Annotated in this window: 18 protein-coding genes; 5 read left to right on the forward strand and 13 right to left on the reverse strand. The window is 71.6% G+C overall.

Going from position 1 to position 22,069, the window contains the following annotated elements:
* The first annotated feature begins 1 nt into the window (after window position 1).
* Complete coding sequence (locus tag ACFYZB_RS29450) at window positions 2-808, forward strand: maleylpyruvate isomerase family mycothiol-dependent enzyme (protein ID WP_388763802.1); 807 nt, start codon at window positions 2-4, stop codon at window positions 806-808.
* Between the two features lie 13 nt (window positions 809-821).
* Here ACFYZB_RS29450 and ACFYZB_RS29455 read toward each other — a convergent pair whose 3' ends face one another.
* Both ACFYZB_RS29455 and ACFYZB_RS29460 read right to left on the reverse strand, forming a co-directional pair.
* Window positions 822-1,937: a PP2C family protein-serine/threonine phosphatase gene (locus ACFYZB_RS29455; RefSeq protein WP_388763803.1), complete on the reverse strand. Its 1,116-nt coding sequence runs from the start codon at window positions 1,935-1,937 to the stop codon at window positions 822-824.
* Between the two features lie 125 nt (window positions 1,938-2,062).
* Window positions 2,063-4,966 carry a lectin gene (locus tag ACFYZB_RS29460; protein ID WP_388763804.1) on the reverse strand — a complete coding sequence of 968 codons (2,904 nt, stop codon included), beginning with the start codon at window positions 4,964-4,966 and terminating at the stop codon, window positions 2,063-2,065.
* 269 nt (window positions 4,967-5,235) lie between these two features.
* Between ACFYZB_RS29460 and ACFYZB_RS29465 the strand changes: the two genes are divergently transcribed.
* Window positions 5,236-7,071: an arabinofuranosidase catalytic domain-containing protein gene (locus ACFYZB_RS29465; protein WP_388763805.1), complete on the forward strand. Its 1,836-nt coding sequence runs from the start codon at window positions 5,236-5,238 to the stop codon at window positions 7,069-7,071.
* 5 nt (window positions 7,072-7,076) lie between these two features.
* Here ACFYZB_RS29465 and ACFYZB_RS29470 read toward each other — a convergent pair whose 3' ends face one another.
* Both ACFYZB_RS29470 and ACFYZB_RS29475 read right to left on the reverse strand, forming a co-directional pair.
* Window positions 7,077-8,723 carry an APC family permease gene (locus ACFYZB_RS29470; RefSeq protein ID WP_388763807.1) on the reverse strand — a complete coding sequence of 549 codons (1,647 nt, stop codon included), beginning with the start codon at window positions 8,721-8,723 and terminating at the stop codon, window positions 7,077-7,079.
* A gap of 125 nt (window positions 8,724-8,848) precedes the next feature.
* Window positions 8,849-9,832 (reverse strand): trypsin-like serine peptidase, encoded by a 984-nt coding sequence (locus ACFYZB_RS29475; RefSeq protein ID WP_388763808.1) that lies wholly within the window; start codon window positions 9,830-9,832, stop codon window positions 8,849-8,851.
* 630 nt (window positions 9,833-10,462) lie between these two features.
* Here ACFYZB_RS29475 and ACFYZB_RS29480 point away from each other — a divergent pair.
* Window positions 10,463-10,768 carry a hypothetical protein gene (locus tag ACFYZB_RS29480; RefSeq protein ID WP_388763810.1) on the forward strand — a complete coding sequence of 102 codons (306 nt, stop codon included), beginning with the start codon at window positions 10,463-10,465 and terminating at the stop codon, window positions 10,766-10,768.
* A 431-nt stretch (window positions 10,769-11,199) separates the two neighbouring features.
* Here ACFYZB_RS29480 and ACFYZB_RS29485 read toward each other — a convergent pair whose 3' ends face one another.
* Entirely contained in the window at window positions 11,200-13,173 is a 1,974-nt protein-coding gene (locus tag ACFYZB_RS29485) for a GTP-binding protein (protein WP_388763812.1), read from the reverse strand.
* Window positions 13,174-13,420: 247 nt separating this feature from the next.
* The gene (locus ACFYZB_RS29490; RefSeq protein WP_388763908.1) at window positions 13,421-13,777 is read right to left on the reverse strand and encodes an alpha/beta fold hydrolase; all 357 of its coding nucleotides are present in this window, start codon (window positions 13,775-13,777) and stop codon (window positions 13,421-13,423) included.
* A gap of 190 nt (window positions 13,778-13,967) precedes the next feature.
* Here ACFYZB_RS29490 and ACFYZB_RS29495 point away from each other — a divergent pair, with 190 nt between their 5' ends.
* Window positions 13,968-14,357 (forward strand): RidA family protein, encoded by a 390-nt coding sequence (locus tag ACFYZB_RS29495; protein WP_388763814.1) that lies wholly within the window; start codon window positions 13,968-13,970, stop codon window positions 14,355-14,357.
* A gap of 70 nt (window positions 14,358-14,427) precedes the next feature.
* Here the strand turns inward: ACFYZB_RS29495 and ACFYZB_RS29500 are convergent, their stop codons facing one another.
* The 3 genes from ACFYZB_RS29500 to ACFYZB_RS29510 form a co-directional block, all read right to left on the reverse strand.
* Window positions 14,428-14,772, reverse strand: coding sequence for a hypothetical protein (locus ACFYZB_RS29500; RefSeq protein WP_388763815.1), 345 nt, complete (start codon window positions 14,770-14,772; stop codon window positions 14,428-14,430).
* Between the two features lie 221 nt (window positions 14,773-14,993).
* The gene (locus ACFYZB_RS29505; protein WP_388763817.1) at window positions 14,994-16,262 is read right to left on the reverse strand and encodes a hypothetical protein; all 1,269 of its coding nucleotides are present in this window, start codon (window positions 16,260-16,262) and stop codon (window positions 14,994-14,996) included.
* A gap of 243 nt (window positions 16,263-16,505) precedes the next feature.
* Entirely contained in the window at window positions 16,506-17,327 is an 822-nt protein-coding gene (locus tag ACFYZB_RS29510; RefSeq protein WP_388763819.1) for an SDR family oxidoreductase, read from the reverse strand.
* Window positions 17,328-17,408: 81 nt separating this feature from the next.
* Between ACFYZB_RS29510 and ACFYZB_RS29515 the strand changes: the two genes are divergently transcribed.
* The gene (locus ACFYZB_RS29515; RefSeq protein ID WP_388763820.1) at window positions 17,409-18,014 is read left to right on the forward strand and encodes a TetR/AcrR family transcriptional regulator; all 606 of its coding nucleotides are present in this window, start codon (window positions 17,409-17,411) and stop codon (window positions 18,012-18,014) included.
* Window positions 18,015-18,086: 72 nt separating this feature from the next.
* On the opposite strand, the gene ACFYZB_RS29520 is transcribed toward ACFYZB_RS29515, so the two are convergent.
* From ACFYZB_RS29520 to ACFYZB_RS29535, 4 genes are all read right to left on the reverse strand, one after another.
* Window positions 18,087-18,968, reverse strand: coding sequence for a DMT family transporter (locus ACFYZB_RS29520; protein WP_388763822.1), 882 nt, complete (start codon window positions 18,966-18,968; stop codon window positions 18,087-18,089).
* A gap of 130 nt (window positions 18,969-19,098) precedes the next feature.
* Window positions 19,099-20,847 (reverse strand): carbohydrate binding domain-containing protein, encoded by a 1,749-nt coding sequence (locus tag ACFYZB_RS29525; protein WP_388763824.1) that lies wholly within the window; start codon window positions 20,845-20,847, stop codon window positions 19,099-19,101.
* A gap of 171 nt (window positions 20,848-21,018) precedes the next feature.
* A complete protein-coding gene (locus ACFYZB_RS29530) occupies window positions 21,019-21,300 on the reverse strand; it encodes a hypothetical protein (protein ID WP_055707531.1) in 282 nt (93 codons plus the stop codon).
* Between the two features lie 78 nt (window positions 21,301-21,378).
* Window positions 21,379-22,059, reverse strand: coding sequence for a maleylpyruvate isomerase N-terminal domain-containing protein (locus ACFYZB_RS29535; protein ID WP_388763826.1), 681 nt, complete (start codon window positions 22,057-22,059; stop codon window positions 21,379-21,381).
* Window positions 22,060-22,069 lie beyond the last annotated feature (10 nt).

The raw sequence follows: 22,069 nt of genomic DNA on the forward strand, positions 1-22,069 counted from the left end.
GATGACAGCGACACACCGGGCGGGGCATCCTCTGCCGTACGACACCTACCGCGAGGCCATCGCCCGCGAGACCCTGCGCTTCGCCGACGTGGTGAAGGACGCCGACCCGTCGACCGGCGTGCCCTCCTGCCCCGACTGGACCCTGACCGACCTCACCCAGCACGTGGGAGCGCTGCAGCGCTGGTTCTGCACCCTGCTGACCCGGCTGGTGCAGGAGCCTCCGCGCAGCCGCGACGTCGAGCTCGGACTGCCGGAGGACGCGCGGGACTTCCCCGGCTGGGTGGCGGCGGGGGTTTCCGGCGTGGCGGCCGTCCTGCGGGACACGGATCCCGAGGCACCGATGTGGGTGTGGGGCGAGGACCCGCACGCGCGGTTCTGGGCCCGCCGGATGCTGTTCGAGACGCTGGTGCACCGGGTCGACGCGGAGCGTGCCGTCGGCCTGACCTCGGACATCGACCCCGTGCTCGCGGCGGACGGCGTGGACGAGTTCCTCGTCAACCTGCGCCATGCCGGAATCTTCGCCCCCGGTGTGACCAAGCTGCGCGGTGACGGCGAGATCCTCGCGTTCCGGAGCACGGGCGTCGACGGCGGCCCCGGCGAGGAGTGGCGGATGCGGCTGGACCCGGACGGTTTCCGCCCGGTGGGCCGCGAGGCCGAGGAGTCCGCGCCGGTCACGGCGGAGGTGCGAGGGCAGGCGGCGGACCTGCTGCTGCTCCTCTACGGGCGGCGGTCGTACCAGGACTCCGCCTTCGAGGTCTCGGGACAGGCCGCGGTCCTCGACAACTGGTTCGCCCACACCGCCTTCTGACGGGGAGCCGCGCTCACCCGGCCGGCGGCTCCGCCGACGGGCCCACGGGCAGCAGACACACCGCGAGCGCCGCGGTGTCGTCCTGAAGGCCCTTGTGGCTGTAGGCCAGCAGGTCGTCGTGGAGCCGCGCGAGCAGCTCCTTCGGCGGGAGGGGACCCCAGGCGCGGAGGCGGTCGAGAAGCGGGTAGAAGGCGCCGGTCGCGTCCCGCGTCTCCGTGACGCCGTCCGTGTACAGCAGCAGCTGGTCGCCGGGCCGGAACGGATAGGTGTCGAGGTGATACGGGTCCTCGACCAGCATGCCGAGGTTCAGGGGCGGCGCCGGCCGACCGCTGTCCAGTTCCCGCACCTCCCCGGCCCGCAGCCAGACGGGCGGCGGATGACCGCAGTTGACGATGCGGACGACGTGCGCGTCGGCGGGGACCTCGGCGAAGACCGCGGTGACGAACCGTTCACTCGTCTCGTTCCCGCCGAGCTGCGTCGCCCGGCGGCGCATGCTCGTGTCCACCCGGTCGGCCAGCGCGAGCAGATCGGGTTCGTCGTACGCCACCTCACGGAACGCCCCGAGCATGGCGGCCGCGGTCTCGACCGCCACCAGGCCCTTGCCGCGGACGTCACCGATGAGCAGACGGACCCCGAACCGGGTGGGGACCGCCTCGTAGAGGTCGCCGCCGATGCGTGCCTCCGCGGCCGCGGAGAGATACAGGCTCTGCAGGCGGAGGTCGCCGATCCGGTGCGGTACGGGGCGAAGCAGGACGCGCTGCGCGGTCTCGGCCACGAACCGCACGTCGGCGAGCGTGCGTTCACGCCGAATCCGGTGGGCGGCCAGGACCGTGCCGAGGGCGCCCACGAGGGCCGTGCAGATGTAGGACGCGACGTAGTGCCGGTCCCACAGATAGCCCGCGGACCGGCCCGCACAGCAGGGGGTACCGGCCAGCACCGCTTCGAGGCCGACGGCGAACAGCGTGGCGGCGCCGACGGCCACCGGCCCGTACGCGAAGGCGGCCAGTACCGGCACCGCGATCAGCGCGAAGCTCACCGGCCAGTCCATGGGCGTGAGCGGCTCCAGCAGCAGCACGGCCGCGACGTACATCACCGGCAGCCAGCGCAGCCACGCCGGGGGCGCCGGCACCCGCGTTCCCGTGGCTGCCGGCGCCCCCGGTCCATGTCCGATCCGTCCGTGCTTCACCCGTCCAGCCTGGTGTGCCGCGCCCCCGTACCCCCGTGATTGCTCCACTCAACGGCATGTTCCTGCGGTCAGTTCCGGCCCGGTGCGGGCGAACCGCCGCCGAAGCCGATCGCGAAGACGTGCAGGCCACCGGCGGCGACGTCGGACGGCAGGCGCACGCTGCTGACCGTCCTGCCCGGACTCAGGGGCACCGGCGTCGTGGCGAACACATACGTCTGCGTGCTGTCGGACGCGGTGCCCGCATGGTTGCGGTAGGGCAGGGTCAGCGCCACGGTGTTGTCGGGGAGGGGTGAGGCGGCGCCCGCGCTCAGCGTCCAGTCGGAGAGGCCGAGGGCGACCGACTGCGTGGTGCCGTCGGTGTAGGTGACGGTCGCGGTGCCGGACACCGGGCCGTTGTTCGCGGCACCCAGGAAGGAGATGCTCCCGGAGCCGGACGTCCGTACCGTCTGCCCGTTCGCCTCGTAGTTGTCCGCAGCGCCGGCCGCCACGTCGGGCCAGGTGAACCCGACCCCGTTGACGGTGAGCCGCGAGCCGGGGGTCGCTCCCGCGGCGGCCAGGGCGTGCGCCGAGTAGCTGTAGCCCGCGCCGTCGAAGTTGGCCGAGGCCGCGGCGGTGTCGCCGGACGTCCCGACGTCGGTGTAGCCCGGCGCGCCCGGGTAGGAGCGTGGGGCGGCGGAGCCGTCCGACGCCCAGGACGTGTTGGGCGAGGTGCCGAGCACGTAGGTGAGGGTGCCGCCGCCGGTGAGGGCGCCGGCGGGCACGTGGGCCGCGTTCCATGCCGACCCGTTCCAGGTGGCGGACTGGACGTACGGAGCGTCGTCCGCGGCCCCCGTGCCGTTGATGGTGAAAGTGTGGCCGGACGGCAGGGTGATCACCGCCTGGGCGAAGAGCGGGCTGCCCAGCGCCAGATCGGCGGTGCCGGGCGTCTCGGGATACATGCCGAGGGCGGACCACACGTACCACGAGCTCATCTCGCCCAGGTCGTCGTTGCCCGCAAGACCGGACGGGCCGGCGGTCCAGATCTGGTCCTGGACCTGCCGGACGACCTGCTGTGTCCGATAGGGGCGGCCGATGTAGTCGTACTCCCAGGGGATGTTGAGGCTGGGCTCGTTGCCCAGGTCGGTGTACCCGCCGGCGCCGGTCAGCGAGGACAGGTCCGTGTCCAGGTACTTGGCCATGGCCGCGTCACCGCCCATGGCGGTCGCCAGTCCGTGCACGTTGAACGGCACCATCGGCGTGTACTGCCAGGAGTCGCCCTCGACGAAGTTCTTCCCCGAAGTCGGCGAGAAGCCGGCCGTCCAGGTGCCCGAGGCGTCGCGCGGCCGGACGAATCCGCTGCCGAAGTCGAACAGGTTCTGCCAGTCCTGCGCCCGGTCCGCGAACCGGCGCTGATCCGCGGCGTGTCCGAGGGCACCGGCGAGCGCCGAGACGGCGAAGTCGGCCGAGTCGTACTCGAGCGTGGTGGAGGCCGCGCCGTAGAAGTTGCAGCAGCCGTACTTGCCGTTGCTGGGCAACCGGCCCAGCTGTTCCAGATAGGCGAGCCCGGGCCGGTTGTCGTTGGGGGCAGTGGCCTCCGAGATCATGCCCTTGAGCGCGGTCGCGGTGTCGAAGTTCCTGGCGCCGAAGGCGTAGTAGTCGGCGATGATCTCGTCCGCCGGATCGCCGACCATGACATAGGTCTCCCCGTTGTTCTCCGACCACTTGGGGAACAGGCCGGTCTGGCGGTAGTCGTCGACCATCGACTGGGCGGTGTCGGCGGCGGTCTGCGGCGCGACCAGGGCCTCGAGCTGAGCCTGGGAGCGGTAGACGTCCCAGCCGGAGTAGTTGGCGTAGGCGGCGCCGTGGCCCTTGTCGACGGTGTGGATCTTGCCGTCGAAGCCGGGATAGCGGCGGTTGGTGTCACTGATCACGTTCGGATGCAGCAGCGCGTGATAGAGCGCGGTGTAGAAGACGGTCTGCCGGTCGGGCGTCCCGCCGGCGATCCGCACCCGGCCGAGGAGGGACTTCCAGGCCTCGTGCGCCGCCGTGCGCACCTTGTCCAGGTTCCAACCGGCGTTCTCCGCCTGCCGGTTGCCCACGGCGCCGGCGGCCGACACATAGGAGATGCCGACCTTGGCCTGAACGGCCCGGTGAGTGGTGGTGTCGAACGTGACGTAACCGTCGGAGCCGCTCGCCCGGGGAGCGAAGGTGCGGGGCGTACGGGGCAGGGCGCCGTGCAGGGTGGGCTTGTTCGGTGCCTCGGGCGCGCTGGGGGAGGCCGTGCTCCTGGGCGTGGTGGGCGTGGCGGCGGCCAGGGCGGTGCCGCTGTGGCGGAAGGGCTGGTCGAAGACCATGTCGTAGTAGACGGTGTAGGAGTTGCCCTCGCCGCAGAAGTTGCCGCTGGTGACCTTGCCTCTGACCTCTCTGTCGTTCACCACGACGAACTCGGCGGCGCTGTCGCCGTTCTCGCTGCCTGTCAGCTTGAAGACGAGGTTCGCCTGGCTGGTGGACGGGAAGGTGAAGCGGGCCATGCCGCTGCGGGTGGTGGCGGTCAGTTCCGTCTTGACGCCGTTGTCCAGCGACACCGTGTAGGCGCCGGGCGTCGCGGACTCGTTGGCGTGCGAGAAGCTGTCCGTGGCGTGGGTGTCGACCGCACCGACGGTCGGCAGTACCGGGATGTCGCCGGCGGCCCGGCAGCCCGGGCCCGCGATGTGGGTGAGGCCGAACCCGGTGATGGCCGAGTCCGCGTACTCGTACCCGCCGCCGTCCGGCCGGTGCGGGCTGGTGTCGGGGCTCCACTGGACCATCCCGAACGGGGTGTCGGCCCCCGGGAAGTCGTCGGCGGCGTGTGAGGTTCCGATGAACGGGTTCACGACAGAGGCCGGATCGGTGACCGGCGCGAGGGAGACGGGATCGGCGTGAGCGGGGGCGGAGACGGCACCCAGGACCAGGGCACCAGTGGCCAGCACGGACAGGAGGCGGAACGGCACCATCGTGACCATGTCCCTTCGACAACGATGTCCCGAAGGTTGCCCCTTCAGCCCCTGCTGTCAAGGACGCGCGGTGCAGAACCAGCCGTTCGCCTGACAGGACGTCACATTGGCTGCACAATCGCCGAGTTGGCTCAAGTCCAAAACTTTTCATAAGGCCAAAGCCACAAATCTTGACGGCAACCACCACGGTGCGTACGTTCCGCAACTGCCGCTCCGGCGCTCCACCCCGACTGCTCCCAGCCCCGATCACCCCCCATCGAGGAGCCAGCATGCGCGGAAGCCCCAGATCACCCATGTCGCTCCTGGCCGTCATCGGCCTCGTCCTGGGCGCGTTGCTCGGCATGCCCGGACGGTCACAGGCTGCGGGTTCGCTGCCCTGTGACCTCTACGGCGCCGCCGGAACCCCCTGTGTCGCCGCGCACAGCACCGTGCGTGCGCTCTTCTCCTCCTACGACGGCCCGCTGTACCGGGTCACCCGCGCCCTTGACGGGGCCGGCGCCGACATCGGGCCGCTGTCCCCGGGCGGTTATGCCGACGCGGCGCAGCAGGACAGGTTCTGCGCGGACACCACATGTGCCATCACGAAGATCTACGACCAGACCTCCCGGCACAACGACCTCACCCCGGGCCCGGCGGGCACCTCCGGCATGGGCGCGGACCGCGGAGCGGACGCGTCCGAGATCGCCGTCACGGCCGGCGGACACAAGGTGTACGGCGTGTGGATCTCGCCGGGAGTCGGTTACCGGTACACGGGTGCCGCCTCCGGTGTCGCCGTGAACGGACAGGCGGAGGGCGCCTACATGGTGGCCAGCGGCACCCACGTGGGCTCCGCCTGCTGCTTCGACTACGGCAACGCCGAGAGCACACCGGCCGACACCGGCAACGGCCACATGGACGCGGTCAGCCTCGCGACCACCTGCTACTTCGCACCCTGTACCGGCTCCGGGCCCTGGGTCGAGGCCGACCTGGAGAACGGCATGTTCCAGGGCGACAACGGCTCCAACACCGCCAACCGGGGCAACGGCAGCACCTTCGTCACCGCCATGCTGAAGAACGACGGGCAGACGCGGTACGCGCTCAAGGGCGGCGACGCACAGTCGGGAGCGCTCACGACGTGGTGGGACGGCGCGCTGCCGACCCGCGGCGGCTATCGGCCCATGCACCAGGAGGGCGGCATCATCCTCGGCACGGGCGGTGACAACAGCAACTGGAACATGGGCACGTTCTTCGAGGGCGTGATGGTCTCCGGCTACCCGACCGACGCCGCCGAGAACGCCGTCCAGGCGAACATCGCCTCAGTCGGCTACTCCGGTGAGACGAACGTCCCCAACGGCCCCCAGGGCACCATCACCGGCCCCGGCGGCACGTGCGTCGACGTCGCCGCCGACGACACCGGCACCGACGGAGCGGCCGTGCAGCTGTGGGACTGCCAGTCGTTCGCTGAGGACCAGCACTGGACGCACTACGCCGACGGAAGCCTGCGCACGCTGGGCCGGTGTCTGGACATCGACGGCAATGGGACGGCGGCCGGTACGAAGGTGGAGTTGTGGGACTGCAATGGTGTGGGTGGGCAGAAGTGGGTGCAGCAGGGTGATGGTTCGTTGCTGAATCCTCAGTCGGGGCGGTGTCTTGACTCTCCCAGTGGTGCGACGGGCAATGGCACGCGGTTGCAGATCTGGGACTGCAACGGCTCGGCGGCCCAGAAGTTCTCGGTCGACGGGGGTGCCCCGGTCGCGGGCCCTGGCGGCACGTGCGTCGACGTGGCGGCCGACGACACCGGCACCGCCGGGGCGGCCGTGCAGCTGTGGGACTGCCAGTCCTGGGCGGTCGACCAGCACTGGTACCACCGCGGCGACGGCTCCCTCGGCACGCTGGGCCGGTGTCTGGACATCGACGGGAACGGGACGGCGGCCGGTACGAAGGTGGAGTTGTGGGACTGCAATGGTGTGGGTGGGCAGAAGTGGGTGCAGCAGGGTGATGGTTCGTTGCTGAATCCCCAGTCGGGGCGGTGTCTTGACTCTCCCGGTGGTGCGACGGCCAACGGGACGCGGTTGCAGATCTGGGACTGCAACGGCTCGGCCGCCCAGAAGTTCCGGCTGGGCTGACGGAGTCAGAGGATCTCCTCCTCCTCCGGCACGACCACCTGGTCGATCAGCTGCTGGATCTGTTCGCTGGGCAGGGCGACCGCCAAGGCCCAGTAGTAGATGACGAGGCTGAACGCGGCCGTGACGCCGATGTCCCACCACAGCGGGAACCAGGGGTGCTTGAGCGGCCCGAAGTCGCTGAGGTAGACGATGAGCCCCATGCCCACCAGGTAGACCGGCAGCCACTGCGCGGCACGCAGGTCGAGCTGGGGAGTGATGGGGTTCATCTTGAACAGCCGGTTGGCCACCAGGATGACGTAGCCGATCAGGATGGCGACGCCGAGCTTCCAGTCGGTGGTCCAACCCGACCACAGGATCAGCAGGTTGGCGACGACGAAGGCGAGCGGCGACAGCACGCCGCCGCCGGGCAGCCGGTAGGGACGATGGGCCTCGGGCAGCCGGTTGCGGAACACCCCGAAGGACAGCGGGGCACCGGCGTACATCAGCACACTGGCGCTGGTGATCAGGCCGACCAGGGAACGCCAGCTGGGGAACGGCAGGAAGCAGATGCAGCCGACCACGAAGGCCGTGATCAGGCCCACCCAGGGAACACCGCGCCGGTTGGTGTTCTCGAACGCGGACGGCACGTAGCCGTTGCGGCTGAGGCCGTACGACACCCGGGAGGAGCCGGTGATGTAGATCAGACCGGTGCCGGCGGGGGAGATCACGGCGTCGAGATAGAGGACCGTGGCCAGCCAGCCCAGGCTGATGAGCGTGGCGACCTGGGCGAACGGCCCGCTCAGCGCGGTGAACGCGGAGTTGGCCCAGTGGCTGCCGATCTGGGAGGCGGGGAGTGCGGCGAGGAAGGTGACCTGCAGCAGGATGTAGATCAGGATGCCGATGAGGATCGACCCGATCACCGCGCGCGGGATGTCCCGCTTGGGGTTGGCGCTCTCGCCGGCGAGCTGGTCGGCCTGCTCGAAGCCCAGCAGCGCGAAGATGATGCCGCTGGTGGAGACGGCGGACAGGATGCCCTTGGCGCCGTACGGGTTGAAACCGTCCGCCGCGGTGAAGTTGCCGGTGTGGAACTGGGCGATGGCGAAGACGAAGATCGTCAGCAGGGGGATGCCGACCTTCCACCAGGTCGCGGCACTGTTGGTACGGGCCAGGAGCCGGATGCTGAGGAAGTTGATGGCCGTGATGACCGCCATCAGCCCGACCGCGACGGCGATGCCCGGCGGAGTCAGCACGTGCTCGCCGCCCTTGACCTTCTCCCAGCCGCTCGCCCAGGAGTAGTGCTGGCCGTACGTGATCATCGCCAGCACCTCGATGGGCGCCACGGTGGCCGCCTGCAGCCAGGAGAACCAGCCGAACGACGCGCCGGCGGCGCCGCCGAAGGCGTAGTGCGGGAAGCGCGCGGTGCCGCCCGAGACCGGATACATGCCGCCGAGCTCCGCGTGCACCAGCGCCAGGATCAGGATCGCAACACCGCCGATGGCCCAGGAGATGATCGCCGCGGGCCCGGCGGCCGCCAGGGCGCCCTGCGCACCGAACAGCCAACCGGACCCGATGATCGAGCCCTCCGAGGCCCAGATGAGTCCGACGAATCCGATCTCACGCCGAAGCCCCGGTTTGTGGGTCTTCGGACCGGGTGTTGCCTCTGACACGGCCATGGGCCACCCCCTCGATAGGGTGATATGCATCACTATCGTGCCACGCTGACGCGGTCATGGCGCTCGACGTGCACGCACAGGTTTCTGACGCGGTCGTGCCTGCCGACGAGCGCCGCCCTCGTCGGTCAACCGGAGACGAGGTGGGGTCCGGCCGGTGGCGCGCCGGTGACCGCCGCGCGGTAGAGGGCACGGGTGTCGGTGCCGAAGTAGGCGCTGTAGGAGATCTGCGGTGTGTTGCCGCCGGTGTGGTAGCCGCCGATCACCCCGACGACCGCCCATCCGCCGGGCCAGGGAACGAGCATGGGGCCACCGCTGGTCCCGCCGACGAAGGCGTCGCAGGCGATGCGCGGGAACGTGCCCGGATCCGCCGGGTCGTCGCTGTCCCACCGGGTGGTCCAGCTCCAGCACTCCAGGGGCTTCTCCGCCCCCGCCGGATAGCCGATCATCCGTACCGGGGCGTGGTAGTAGCCGGTCCCGGTGAGCAGCCGCACTCCACCGACGGCGTCCTCCAGGAGCGTCCCGTCCTGGTTGGTCTCGGTGACCGCGAAGGCGAAGTCGTAGCCGGCGCCCGCGTGTTCACCGAGGTCGTAGTACTGCTGCGGGACGTAGACGCCGTTGGTCCGCACGGGGAAGACGCCGAACGGCTTGAGGCCGTCGTGGTACTGCGGGACGAAGGCCAGGTGCCGCTTGGGTGAGGTGCCCGCATAGCCCTTCAGACAGTGGCCGGCGCTCAGGACGAGGTCATGGCCGGGGCTGCGCACGACGGAGCCGCTGCATGTGCGGCCGGTACCGGTGGCGTCCGTCCAGAAGAAGGTGCCGGCCTCGGGGATGCCGTCGAAGCTCCTGCTGGGCGGGATGTACTCGCCCGGCCGGGGGCCGTCCACGGCAGGGGACGCACCGGTCGCCGCCGTACCGGTGCCTTTGAGGGCGTCGACGGGCAGCGCGGCGTCCATGCGGGCCGGCGTCCAGTACGTGTCGAGCTCGTCGGCGACCGGGTTCGGGTCGGCCTTGGCGCTGTCGGCCGACGCCGTGGTGGTGAGGCCGGTACAGAGCAGAAGGGCTGCCGCACAGACGGCGGCGTATCGCGCGATCCTGGTCCCGGGCTCCATGAATTCCCCTCAGAGCGGACGCAACTGACGGCCCACCATAATCCGGCGACCGCGGGCGGCACAGGGTCCGCGACCGTATCGGGCGCACCGGAGGCGGACGAATCCCGCCGGCACACGCAGGTGTGTCGCCGGTCGGCTCGCCGAGCGCGGCGGGGGTACGGCCGGCGTCGCGTCGGCCGCGCCGGGCGGCCGTGCGCGCGGCGGGGGCAGCCGGGGCGGCTCGGTTCGGCCATGGCCGGTCTCCTTGCCGGGAGGCGGGGGAGGGGGGCGGGCGGTCGACGCCGGGCGGCGAGGGCCCGCAGCCGGGTGAGCCATGCGGCCGTCTCGGGGCAGGCCACGGACCGGGGTGCGGTAGGTGTCGCGGCGGTCGGGGGCGACGGTGTCGTGGCGTCGATGACGATTTTGTCGACGATGCCGGGAGTGTGTGCCTGAGGCGGTTCGGCGCCCGGCAGATCCGCAGCCCCACCGCCCTGGCAAGCCGCCGCACCGCTTCTTCGTGCACGCGGCGCACCGGGGAGACCCCACCGCGTTCCGGGCCCGGGCCCGGGGGCGAATGAGGTGCGAGCTGCGGGGTAGACGCCCGTACCCGGCAAGGGACGGGGTCATCGGCCCGACCGGAAGGAGAAGGCCATGAGGAAGCTGATACTGATGAGGAACGTGGGCGCGGCCGGCGCCGCGGCCGCGATGGCCGCCGGCGCGCTCCTCGCCGGCGGCAGTCCCGCGGCGGCCGCTCCCGGGGCCACCGGACAGACGGCCGTCGGCGCCACTGCGCTGCCCACCGGCCATGGCGGGCACCGTCACCGCGGTCTGCAGTGTATGGACCCGTGGGTCGCCGGCCAGCTGGCGAGGTTCGACCCCGCCGCGCGGCACCGCCTGGCGGTGTTCGACCCTTGGATCAAGGACCAGCTGACGCGCTACACCTCTCCCTCCTGCTAGCCCCACTTGTCTTTTCGGTGGCGCGCGCTGTGGCGGTGCGGGCGCTCGACGCGAGGTGTCCCTGTGAGGGCTGGGCGGGAGATGATTCGTCATGGATCAAGCCTGACGGCACGTCGGCTCCCGTACATCGGGGGACGTCCCCCATCTTTCCTCCCGGGGTGTCCGTAGGGGCCTCCCGCTCCATCGGCGGCCGCTCGTCCGCGACGCTGCGCGTGGTCGCCCCGGCACATCGTGCTCGAGCTCATGGACCCGTCCGCCTGAGCCCGCCCGGCGGCGCCTCCCGGCTCGGTAGGCGTATGATCACCGGCAAGGCGGGGTCGTAGCACAGAGGTAGTGCGCCGCGACATCATCTCGGAGGACGTCGGTTCGCATCCGGCCGCCCCGCCCCTCCCAGCACCGGACTTGGTCACCCTGCGGCCGGCCCCGGCGACTCACACCCTCCGGTGCGCGTGCAGCAGGTATTCCTCGCGGTGCAGTGGGTTGTGGTCCGTGCGCTCGCGGCTTCGCGGAGCCGTGGCCGGGCGGTGGTGATCGAAGGCCGTCTCCAGGACGCCCTCGCCGCCGGTGAGGTCGGGCAGCTCGGCTTCCAGACCGTGCACCTCGTCCGCGGGGATGTGGCCCTCGACGACGTATGTGTCCCCGAGCGCCGCCGCCGGGCTTGTGAGGGCGCGGCGGCGGGCCAGGGCCGGTGACACGGCCGCGTAGGCGTCCTGCGGGAACTCCAGGCGGAAGCGGTGCATCGGCTCGTGCACGACTGTCCCGGCCCGGCGCAGCGCGCTCATCAGGACCAGCGGGGTCAGGCCGCGGAACTCACCGGCCGTGCTGCGGATGCTGCAGAAGCCCGAGTGGGTCATCGTCACCACGCAGTCGGGCACCTGCCAGCCGTACAGACCCTGCCGCAGCGTGACGTGGACCGTCTCCTCGACGGCGCGCATGTAGCCCAGCGGGAGCGAACCGAGCTCGACTTCCCGGCGGAAGACGACCCCGCCGCCGGGCGGGCCCGGCTCCACGCGCAGGCCCACGGAGGCCAGGAACGGATTCCCGTCGTGGCCGAGGATCTCGTGCGCCGTTCCGGTCCCGGCGACGCGCTCCACGCAGATCGGGACGGTCTTCCGGAAGGTGACAGCGAGCCCGTGCTCCTCGGCCAGCGTGGTGGCGAGGACCTCCTTCTGCACCTCGCCGTACAGGGAGACGGACAGCTCGCGGCCCTCCGGATCCTGGCGCAGCCCGATCAGCGGGTCTTGTTCGGCGAGTTGGGTCAGGGCCAGGTGCAGGGCGCCCTTGTCGGCCGGGTCGGCCGGCACCACGACCGTCTCCAGCGAGGGCGGCGCGAAGACGTGCTGGTACGGGCGGTCGTCCGGCTCCCGGCCGATCACGTCTCCGATCCGGACGTCGGCGAGACCCCGTAGCATCGCGATCCGACCCGCTCGTACCGACACCCGGCGCTCCGCCGTACCCCGGTCGAAGACGGCCAGGTCCGTGACCTTGCCCTCGCGTCCCGCGACCGGGGCGCGCTCGCGGACCCTGAGTTCGCCGGAGAACATCCGGGCGTACGCGACCTTCTCGCCGCTGCCCCGGCGTTCCACCTTGAACACCCGGCCAGACAGCGGCCCTTCGGCATCATCGCACCCGGTGGGAAGGAATTCCCGTACGCCCTCGATGAGTTCGGGAATGCCGGTACCGGTGATCGCCGAGCCCACGTAGACCGGATGGATCTGCCCCCGGCGCGTCTGTGCGGCGAGCGCGGCACGCAGCCGCTCGTACGTGACGCAGCGCGCGTCGGTGACGTACGCGCCGAGCAGGGTGTCGTCGTGGAGGGTGAGCGCGTCCAGGAGGCGCTGTGTGAAGGCGCTGTCCTCCGGAGCGAAGGCCTCGGCCCGTGCCTCGGCCGTGCCGATGCCGTCGACGATCCGCCCCATGGGGATCACGGGCACGTCGAGCCTGCGCTCGATCTCGTGCAGCACGCGTCCGTCGTCGGCGCCGCGCCGGTCGGCCTTGTTGATGAACAGCAGGGAGGGGATGCCGAGCCGCTTCAGTGTCCGCATCAGCACGCGGGTCTGCGGCTGTACACCCTCCACGGCGGACACGACGAGCACCGCGCCGTCCAGGACGCCGAGAACGCGTTCGACCTCGGCGATGAAATCCGGGTGTCCCGGGGTGTCGACCAGATTCACGGAAACGGCCGAACCACCGTTGCCGAGGAGGAAGTTGGCGACCGCCGTCTTGATGGTGATGCCACGGCGGCGTTCCAGCTCCAGGCTGTCGGTCCGGGTGCTGCCCGCTTCGACGCTGCCGATCTCGTCGATGACCCCGGCCGCGTACAGCAGCCGCTCGGTCAGGCTCGTCTTACCGGCGTCGACATGCGCCAGGATCCCCAGGTTCAGCGTGCGAGACGTGGTGCGCACAGAGTGTCATGTCCTTCGGATTGATGGTCATTCCTTTCGTGTGGGACATGAACGGTCGGCGCATCGGCCGGCTCCTTGGTCACAGAGGGCTGCTGCGGCAAGCCTGGCACACCGGACATCGGCCGGCGAGGCAATTTCGGCGCGGCGCGGCGGCGGCAGGAGGACCGTTCCGCTGGATGGTCCGCGAGTGGCTGACGGCAGGATCGGACCTGTCCTGCCGGGGACGAGGACGACGTTGGGGCACTGCCTACGCCTTCGACCGCACCCCACCCTCGAGGAAGGCGGTGACGATCGCGCTCGCCACCGGCCGGCACTCCTCGAAGTAGGCGTGCCGGGCCCCCGGGAACACATGGGTGCGTGCGTCGGGGATGCGGGCGGCGAGCAGGGGGAGGTTGTCCACGGGTGCGAGGCGGTCCTGGTCGCCGTGGAGGATCAGCGTGGGGACGACGATGGCGGGCAGCGCCTCCCAGGCGTCGTGCCGGTTGCTGGCCAGCAGGTGGCCGTGCCGGGCATGCCGGGGTCGCCGAGGACGCCGTACGGGCCGGAGTGTTCGGCGAGCCAGGCGGGGGAGTACATCAGATCGAGCAGGGTCAGGCGTGCGCAGGTCGGGTGGTGTCGGTCATGGGCGCTCCGTGGGGATGGGGTGCGATGACGTTTCCTGACGCTGGTCCAGAGGGCCGAGTCGTCCCGCACCCCGGCAGCGGGAGTTCCGGGCAGTCCACGTCCCCGGAGACATCGGCCCGTCCAGAAAGCCGTATTGGACGTATCGACGCCGGTCACCTAACGTTCCGCGCATGACGGAGCGACGTGCGATCCTCAGCGGCTCGACCTTCGAGGAGCAGATCGGCTACGCCCGTGCCGTGGTCGACGGCGACTGGGTGCATGTGTCCGGAACCACCGGGTTCGCCTACACCACCATGACGATCTCGGACGACGTCGTGGAGCAGGCCGAGCAGTGTCTGCGCAACATCGAGGCCGCGCTCCACGAGGCGAAGTGCACCTTCGCCGACGTGGTGCGGGTGCGCTATCTGCTGCCGGACCGCGCGGACTTCGAGCCCTGCTGGCCGGTGCTGCGCCGCTGCTTCGGCGGCGTCCGCCCGGCCGCCACCATGCTGGAGTGCGGCCTCGCCGACCCCCGTATGAAGATCGAGATCGAGGTGGACGCCCGCCGCCACGCCGCTTGATCCGGCCGCTTCATGGCCGGACCCGCGGTCCACGAACCCGCCCGGACCCACGACACCAGGCCGGCCCTGCTCACGAGGTCAAGCCTGCCCCCGGCTCACTAGGCCAGGTCCGTCGCCCGGCCCCGCCGTTCCCCTTGTTCGCCGCCTCGCAGGATCCGCGCCTCAGGGGGCAGGAGCCGGGGCCGGCCACGACCAGTACCTCGCACCGCGCGCGGGCCGGGATGTGCCGGTGCACCGGCCTGCGGTGCAGCGGGGCCGCCGGGCCCCGCGGCCTGGCCATGCCGATGACCAGCAGGTCGTCCGGGGACGACGCGATCGAGCACAGCACCGGAGCCGTGGGGCCCCTGACGACCCGCCGCACGATCGGCAGGTCGGCCCGGGGCCCGCCCGTCCGCCGGGCCGAAGGCAGGTCCATCCGCCGCCCCGCCCCGTCGGCCCACGGCCGGGCCCACGAGGGCTCGGGCCGGCGCCGGTGGAGGGCGTCGCCTCCGGCGGCTCCCAGGCCTGCACGGCCACCAGCGCGCGGCCGGTTCTGCGGGCCTCCAGGATGCCGCGGCGCAACGCGGCCGGCCCGGCGAGCGAGTCGCTCACCCCGACGACGACATCTCCGGCAGGCGTGCCGCCCGTGGTGCCGGTTCAGCCCTCCTCTTCCTGCTGCCCGGTGGCGTCCGTCCGGCTCCGTGCTCGCTCCACGGGGCGGAGGAACTCCGTCCACCCGCCCTCCGGCTTCTCGCCGACCTCGAGACTGCGCAGCTTCGCGAGGATCTCGGGGTCCTGGGCGTCGAGCCAGTCGACGAACTGCCGGAAGGAGACAAGACGCACGTCCTCCCGGCCGGCGATCTGTCTGAGCGCCTCCTCTGCCGCATCCATGTAGATGCCGCCGTTCCACTGCTCGAAGTGGCTGCCGATGAACAGCGGTGCCCGGTTGGTCTCGTACGCCCGCTGGAATCCGGCCAGGTACGACTGTGTCGCCTGGGCCCGCCAGTAGGGGTAGTTGTAGGAAGGTGCCCGCGTCGAGGTCTTGGACTGGTTCGCCAGCATGTTGTAGTCCATGGACAGCACCTCGAAGGTGTGCCCGGGGAAGGGGATGCTCTGCAGCGGCAGGTCCCAGAGGCCGCCCCGCTTCCTCGGCCAGCGTTGCAGGCCGCCCGGTGAGGAGGCGTCGTAGCGCCAGCCGAGCTCCCGGACCACCGGCAGCAGGTTCTCCTGCCCGAGCAGACACGGGGTGCGGCCGCCCACGAGTTCCTTGTCGTAGTCGAAGGGGAGCGACGGTTCGTCGTGCCAACCGGTGTGCGTGCGCCACGACTTGACGAACGACCTCGCCTGCTCGATCTCCGAAGCCCACTGTGCGGGCGTCCAGTTGGCCACCGATCCGGGGCCGGTGCAGAAGTGCCCGTTGAAGTGCGTGCCGATCTCATGGCCGTCCAGCCAGGCCTGACGGACGTATTTCAGCGTCTCCTTGAGGTGCGCGTCGGTGAGGTACCCGATGTCCGAGGCGCCGACCGGATTGTTCGGCGGGTCGTAGAGCCGCTTCCTGTCCTCCGGCAGGAGGTAGAGGCCGGACAGGAAGAAGGTCATGTGCGCGCCGTGGGTGCGGGCGAGCTCCAGGAAGCGCGGGAACAGGCCGGTGCCCAGCTCGCCCGCGCCGTCCCAGGAGAACACCACGAACTGCGGCGGCGTCCGACCCGGTTCGAGGGCCATGGGCGACGCCGGCTGGTGCGGCTGGCGTCCGGTGTACGACGTCGAGCCGTCCCCGATGGGCCGGTACGTTCCCTGTTCGTCCGGGCTCCCCGGGGAGCCGTTGGATCCGTCCCGGCCACCGCACGAGGCGAAGGACACGGCGGCCGCACCGATGCCGGCGCCGAGACCGAGGCGTGCCACGCTCCGGCGGCTGATTCCCCTCATGGCCACCATCCCAACCCGCGCCCTGGCGCGACGCGTTGCGCGCACTTCCGGCCGAAACTCCCGTCATCGCGGACGACAATAAGGGAAATAAGCATACAAACGGGTTATTCGGATGCGGTGTGGCGTGCAAAGTGGCCGCCAAGCATGGCTCACGTCACCCGTCCGGCTCCGAGGAGCCCACGTCGGAGCGCCGCTTGAGGGGGTCCCCGTCGTCCTGACCTGCGCGGGTCCAGCCGCGACGGGTCAGCGGAACGCGGCCACGTTGCGGACCGCCCAGGCGGAGAACGGCGACGCGGGGCGGCCGAGCAGGCGCGCCACATCCGTGCCGACCGCCTGCTCCTCCGGGGTGGGGGCGCCCAGAACGGCGAGCGTGGCCTCGGCGACGGCGGCTGGCAAGAACCGGGCCATCTCCGCGTACGCGTCCTCGCGGCTCTGCTCCACGAACGTCACCGGTTCCCCGAGCGCCGCGGCGATCGCCGCCGCACGCTGTCGTGGGGTGGTGGGCTCCGGGCCGGTCAGCGTGTATGTGGCGCCGTCGTGTCCGGCCTCGCGCAGTACGGTCGCCGCCACCGCGGCGACGTCGTCCGGATCGACGAAGGGCAGTGCCACATCGGCGAAGGGTGCTGCCGCGATGCGGTGCCGGCGGACCGGCTCGGCCCAGGCCAGCGCGTTCGAGGCCAGCCCGCCCGAGCGCAGCACGGTGAACGGCAGCCCCGACTCGGCCACCGCCGCCTCGAAGCGCGCCGCGTGCGCGTACGCGTCCGGCCGGGTGCCCGCACCCTGCGAGGACAGCAGCACCGCCTTGCCCACCCCGGCCGCGGAGGCCTGGCGCAGGATGTCGACCGGGTCCTCTCCGGCCACAAGCAGGAACAGCGCCTTGCCGCCCTCCAGCGCGGGGGCGAGGCTCCGCGGCGCCCCGAGGTCGGCCGCGACGGCCCGCACTCCCGGCGGCACGTCCTCCTCGCCGATGCGCCGGGCGACGGCCGTCACCGTCTCCCCGGTTCGGATCAACGTCGCGACCAGGGCTCGTCCGACGTTCCCCGTGGCGCCCGTGACGACGATCATGACATGCTCCCAACTGAGTTAGTTGACTAACTAAGTCGAGACCTTAGTCCGCGGCGCAGCCTGTTGTCTATCCTTAGTCAGGTGACTGACTCAGAATCTGCCGCCGAGACCCGGGTCGCACGCCCCGGCCGGGGTGGCAAGCGTGAACGCCTGGTCAAGGCGGCCGTCCAGGTCTTCCACGAGCAAGGTGTGGAGAAGACCACCCTCGGCGACATCGCCCGTACGGCCGAGGTGCCGCTCGGCAACGTCTACTACTACTTCAAGACCAAGGACCAGCTGGTCGAAGCCGCGGTGGACGCCCACTGCGAGCAACTGGACGCGCTCACAGCCAAGTTGGACACCCTCCCTGATCCGGCCACCCGACTGAAGGCCCTGGTCGCCGGCTGGGTCGACCAGCGCGAGACCGCGGCCCGCTTCGGCTGCCCCTTCGGCACCCTCGCCACCGAACTCGACAAGCGTGACGACGGTGTGGACAGGGCTGCCGCGAAGGTCATGCGGGCCCTGCTCGACTGGGTGGAGTCACAGTTCGCCCAGCTCGAGCGCGCCGACGCCGCCGCCCTCGCCGTCGAACTCGTCGCGGCCTACCAGGGCCTGTCCGTCCTCACCAACACCCTGCGCGACCCCGGCCTGATGGCCGCCCAGGGCGAACGCCTCCAGTCGTGGATCGACGGGATCGCGAGGGGGTAGGCAAGCGCGCCGGAGGCCGCTCCCGGGCGAGAAGCAGGGGCGTCCCTGCGCGTCCTCCTGCCCCGACCCGGCTCAGCCCGCCAGGTCCCGTTCCTCCACCGCCACCGGCACCACGGCGATGTGCTGGACGGCCCGGCTGAGGACCAGCACACCCCCGATGATCAGCAGGGCGCCCGCCGCCTCCGGGACCAGCCACCAGCCCGTGCGGATCCGCTCCCCGAACAGGGTCATGCCGAGCGTCAGGCTCACCACCGCGTCCCCGATGGTCAGCGCCGGCTGCGCCGCGGCCAGGGGACCGGCCTGGAGCGCGTTCTCCAGCAGGATCACTGCCGCGACGCCGGCGAGCGCGAAGCCGTACGTCTGCCAGGACCGCAGGAACGCCACGAACCCGTGGTCGGCGAAGGTCCCGCTGGCCGACTTCAGCAGGGCGGCGGTCAGCGCGTTGCCCGTGGCGGAGGCGGCGGCCAGCAGCGCGGCGCGCCGGGCCGGCGAGCGGTCCCCGCCGGCGAGCAGAACCGCCGCGGCCATCCCGCCGAGGCACAGGCACAGCGCCGGGATCCAGCGGCTGAGCGGCGCGTGGTCGACGGCGCCGTGCGGGGCGGCGGCGACCAGGAGCGCGGCGAGGCCCGTGACACAGGCGCCGACGCCCCACCAGCCCGAGCGGGGCAGCCGCCGGTGCATCAGCGGGGCGGCGACGAGCAGCGCGAAGGGCAGCTCCAGGATGAAGAGCGGCTGGACCAGCGCGAGCGGGCCGTTGACCAGAGCCAGGCTCTGGAACAGCGCGGCGCAGACCACACCGCACATGCCGATCACCCAGAAGGGCCGGCGCACCAGGTCCGCGAGCAGCCGCAGCCCGCCGCGGCTGCTCGCCGACGCGGCCTTGCGCTGGAAGGCGGTGCCCACGGCGTTGCTCGCCGCGCCCGCGACGGCGAACGCCGCGGCCAGTCCGATCACGACCGTCTCCTGCCTGCGGGAGGCCTCCCGGAGGGGCTTCGGTCTCTTCAGCCTACGGAAGGCGGCGTCCGGACGCCGGGCGACGCCCCCTGCTGCCTGCAGGCCGGTCGCAACGGTGGATCGGCGTGGATCAGCTCAGGGCGAGGTCGTCGGCGTAGACCGCGCCCTGGCCGTACCAGCCGTGGACGTACACCGTGACCGTGCCCGAGGCGCCGGTCGTGAACGGGACCGTGAGCTTCGACCACGACGAGGACGAGGCCCAGGTGTCGGCCGTCGCGCCTCCGCTGACGCCGACATAGGCGTACGGGCCCTGCACCCAGCCGGTCAGCGTGTAGGAGGTGTTGGGCTTCAGGGTCAGGGTCTGTGCGCACTGGCCGGTCTGCGAGGCGGACGGCGCGGTCTTCAGCGCGTGGGAGCCGCTGTGCACGGGGGAGGAGACCACCGTGGCCCCGGTGTCGCAGGTCCACGGCGCGAGCGAGCCGGTCTCGAAGTCGCCGTCGGCCAGGACGGAGGTGCCGCCGGACCCCTTCACCGTCAGGGTGAGCGTGGAGCTGTGCCGGGTCGGGCCCGCCGTGCCGGTGACGGTCAGGGGGTAGGTGCCGGGGGCCGTGCCGGCGGCGGTCCTCACGGTGAGCGTGGACGTGCCGCCCGCGGTGACCGAGGACGGGCTGAGGGAGGCGGTCACTCCGCCGGGCGCGCCGCTCACCGTCAGGTCGACCGTCCGTGCGCTGCCCGAGGTCACCGAGGTCTTCACCGTCGCGGTCGCGGTCGCGCCGGGGTCGACCGAGGCGGAGGCGGGGGAGAGCGAGACCGAGAAGTCGTCGGCCGGCGGGGTCGTCGTTCCGCCGGTGAAGGGCGCGAAGGTGTGCGTGAAGTACCAGGTGTCCTGGGCGATGCCCGAGCAGGTGTCCGAGGCGCTGCCGCCGGGGCAGCCGCCGTTGTCGCGCTGGAGGGCCCAGAAGGACAGGGTGTTGATGCCCTTGGCCACCGCCCAGTCGTACACCGTGGGGGCGTCGGCGGTGGTGAAGGTCTCCGCCGGGCCGTAGTCGTCCACGCCGGGCATCTCGGTGACGCCGACCATGTTCCACAGCTGACTGTCCGACAGGTCCGGGTGGAGACTGGCCAGTTGGTCGTGCAGTCCGCCTGCGGCCGTCTCGGTGTCGGTGGCCATGTGGTGGGTGGCGCCGTCGTAGTAGTCGAACGTCATGATGTTGACGACGTCGACCCTGGCGCCCGCGCTCTTGGCGCTGCGCAGCACGGCGAGGCCGCTGTCGGCGAGGCCGGTCGTCGTGGTCGGCAGGGTGTAGGAGAACTGCACGGGGCGGCCGTTCGCGGCCGCCCAGTCCTGGACCTTCTTGATGGCCTGGTTGCGGCGGTCGATGCCGGCGGTGTTCGTGAGGGAGTTGTCCTCGACGTCCATGTCGAGCCGGGAGACGTCGTAGGTGGTGATGATCTTCTCGTAGGCGGCGGCGATGGAGTCCACGTTCGTGCAGCTGTCGGCGATCTCGGTGCCGCCGTTGTCCGCCGCGTAGCCACCGAGGGACGGGATCACGTCGCCGCCGCGCGAGCGGATGGTGGTGACGTCGGCTCCGAAGACGGAGGAGTCGACGGGCGTGCCGGTGTCGCCGTTCCAGTACGGCGAGCAGGAGCCCTTCTTGTCGGTCTGCAGGAAGGCCATGGTCAGGTACTTGGCGCCGGAGGCCTGGGACAGCGCGGCGGGGCTGTCGCCGTTGTAGGCCTCGAAGTAGGGCGCGAACACGTGCGGGGGCAGCGGGGTCGCCGCGTGTGCGGTGCCCCCTGCCCCGAGGGCGAGTCCCGCGGAGGCGGCCAGGGTGGCCAGGCCCGCGAGCAGGGCGCGTACGGGTCTCGGACGTGGCATGGGTACTCCCGGAGGGCGAACGGCAGGCCGGCGACGGCAGAATGGTCCAGACCATGATTGGTCTGGACCAAGTGGGGGTCAAGGTGCGGGAGCGGCCTTTTGCCGGTTCGTGGGAGTCAACGATGCCAATTCCCCAGGGAATTGATGACATGTCAGGAGGGATGCCCCGGTTCAGGTGGCGCGGGTGCCGCCTCCCCGGCGGATACGGCCCAGCAGATCCCGGTGATAGGCGGCTAGTTGCCCGGCGGGCACGGGCGCGGGGCTCCCGGCGAGGGTGTACCAGGTGTCGCTGCCGGAATGCTGGATGGCGACGCGCGCGCTGTGACCGTCGGACAGCAGGATGGTGGCCACGGTCAGGTCGCCGGTGATGACGCCGACCTCGTCGGTCATCGCCCCGCCGGGGCCCGCGGTGACCCGGTCGACGTAACTGTTGATGCTCGGTGGGGTGTGCATGGGGCGCAGGTTTCCATCAACCCGGGCCGCGCGCCCCGCACCGCGCAGGTGTCGCCCGTGTCTGTCCCCGTGTTGGCCTCAGCCGAACAGCGGAAAGCGCTCCGCCGCCGGGCCCAGCGCGGCGCGCTCGGTCTCGGTGAGCGGTGCCCGGCCGGTTCCCACGCGCGCGTAGTGCTCGTCGGTCCAGTCCGGAAGCGCCGGGCGGCCGAGCAGACCGTCCAGCGTGGCGCGCACCGCGGCCAGCCCCTCGGGCGCCGGTCCCGGCGCGTGCGGGAGCCGGACGGTCATGTCCAGGTGGTGGACGGTCGCCTCCACGGCGAGGGTGGTGAGCAGGTCCCGGGCCGTCAGCACGTGCCCCTGCGTGAGGACGGCACCGGCGGGGTCGGCGGTCCCGGCGGCGTGCGTGGCCGCCCTCAGCGTCTCCAGGAACAGGCCCTGGAGTTGCCCCCAGTCGAGGAACATGCTCGCGTTCACCCGCACCCAGCGCCGGCCGTTCGCCGCGCCCACGGTGTCCGGCCTCCAGTCCTGCCAGTACGTCACCGCGTCCCGGTCCACCGGCTCCCGCGCCGGTGTGTGCAGGGCCACCAGAGCGCGCTGGGCGTCCGTCACGCAGTGGAAGACGAGGTCACGGACCGCCCAGCCGGTGCAGCCGGTCGGCAGCCACGACTCCTCGTCACCCAGGCCCGCGACAACCGCCGAGGCCGCCTCGTAGGCCGCGCGCACCGCCCGCGCCGGGTCGACGCCGTTCCCCGCACTCATGCATCCCCCT

The sequence above is a fragment of the Streptomyces sp. NPDC001852 genome, assembly GCF_042891825.1.
Classification (GTDB): domain Bacteria; phylum Actinomycetota; class Actinomycetes; order Streptomycetales; family Streptomycetaceae; genus Streptomyces.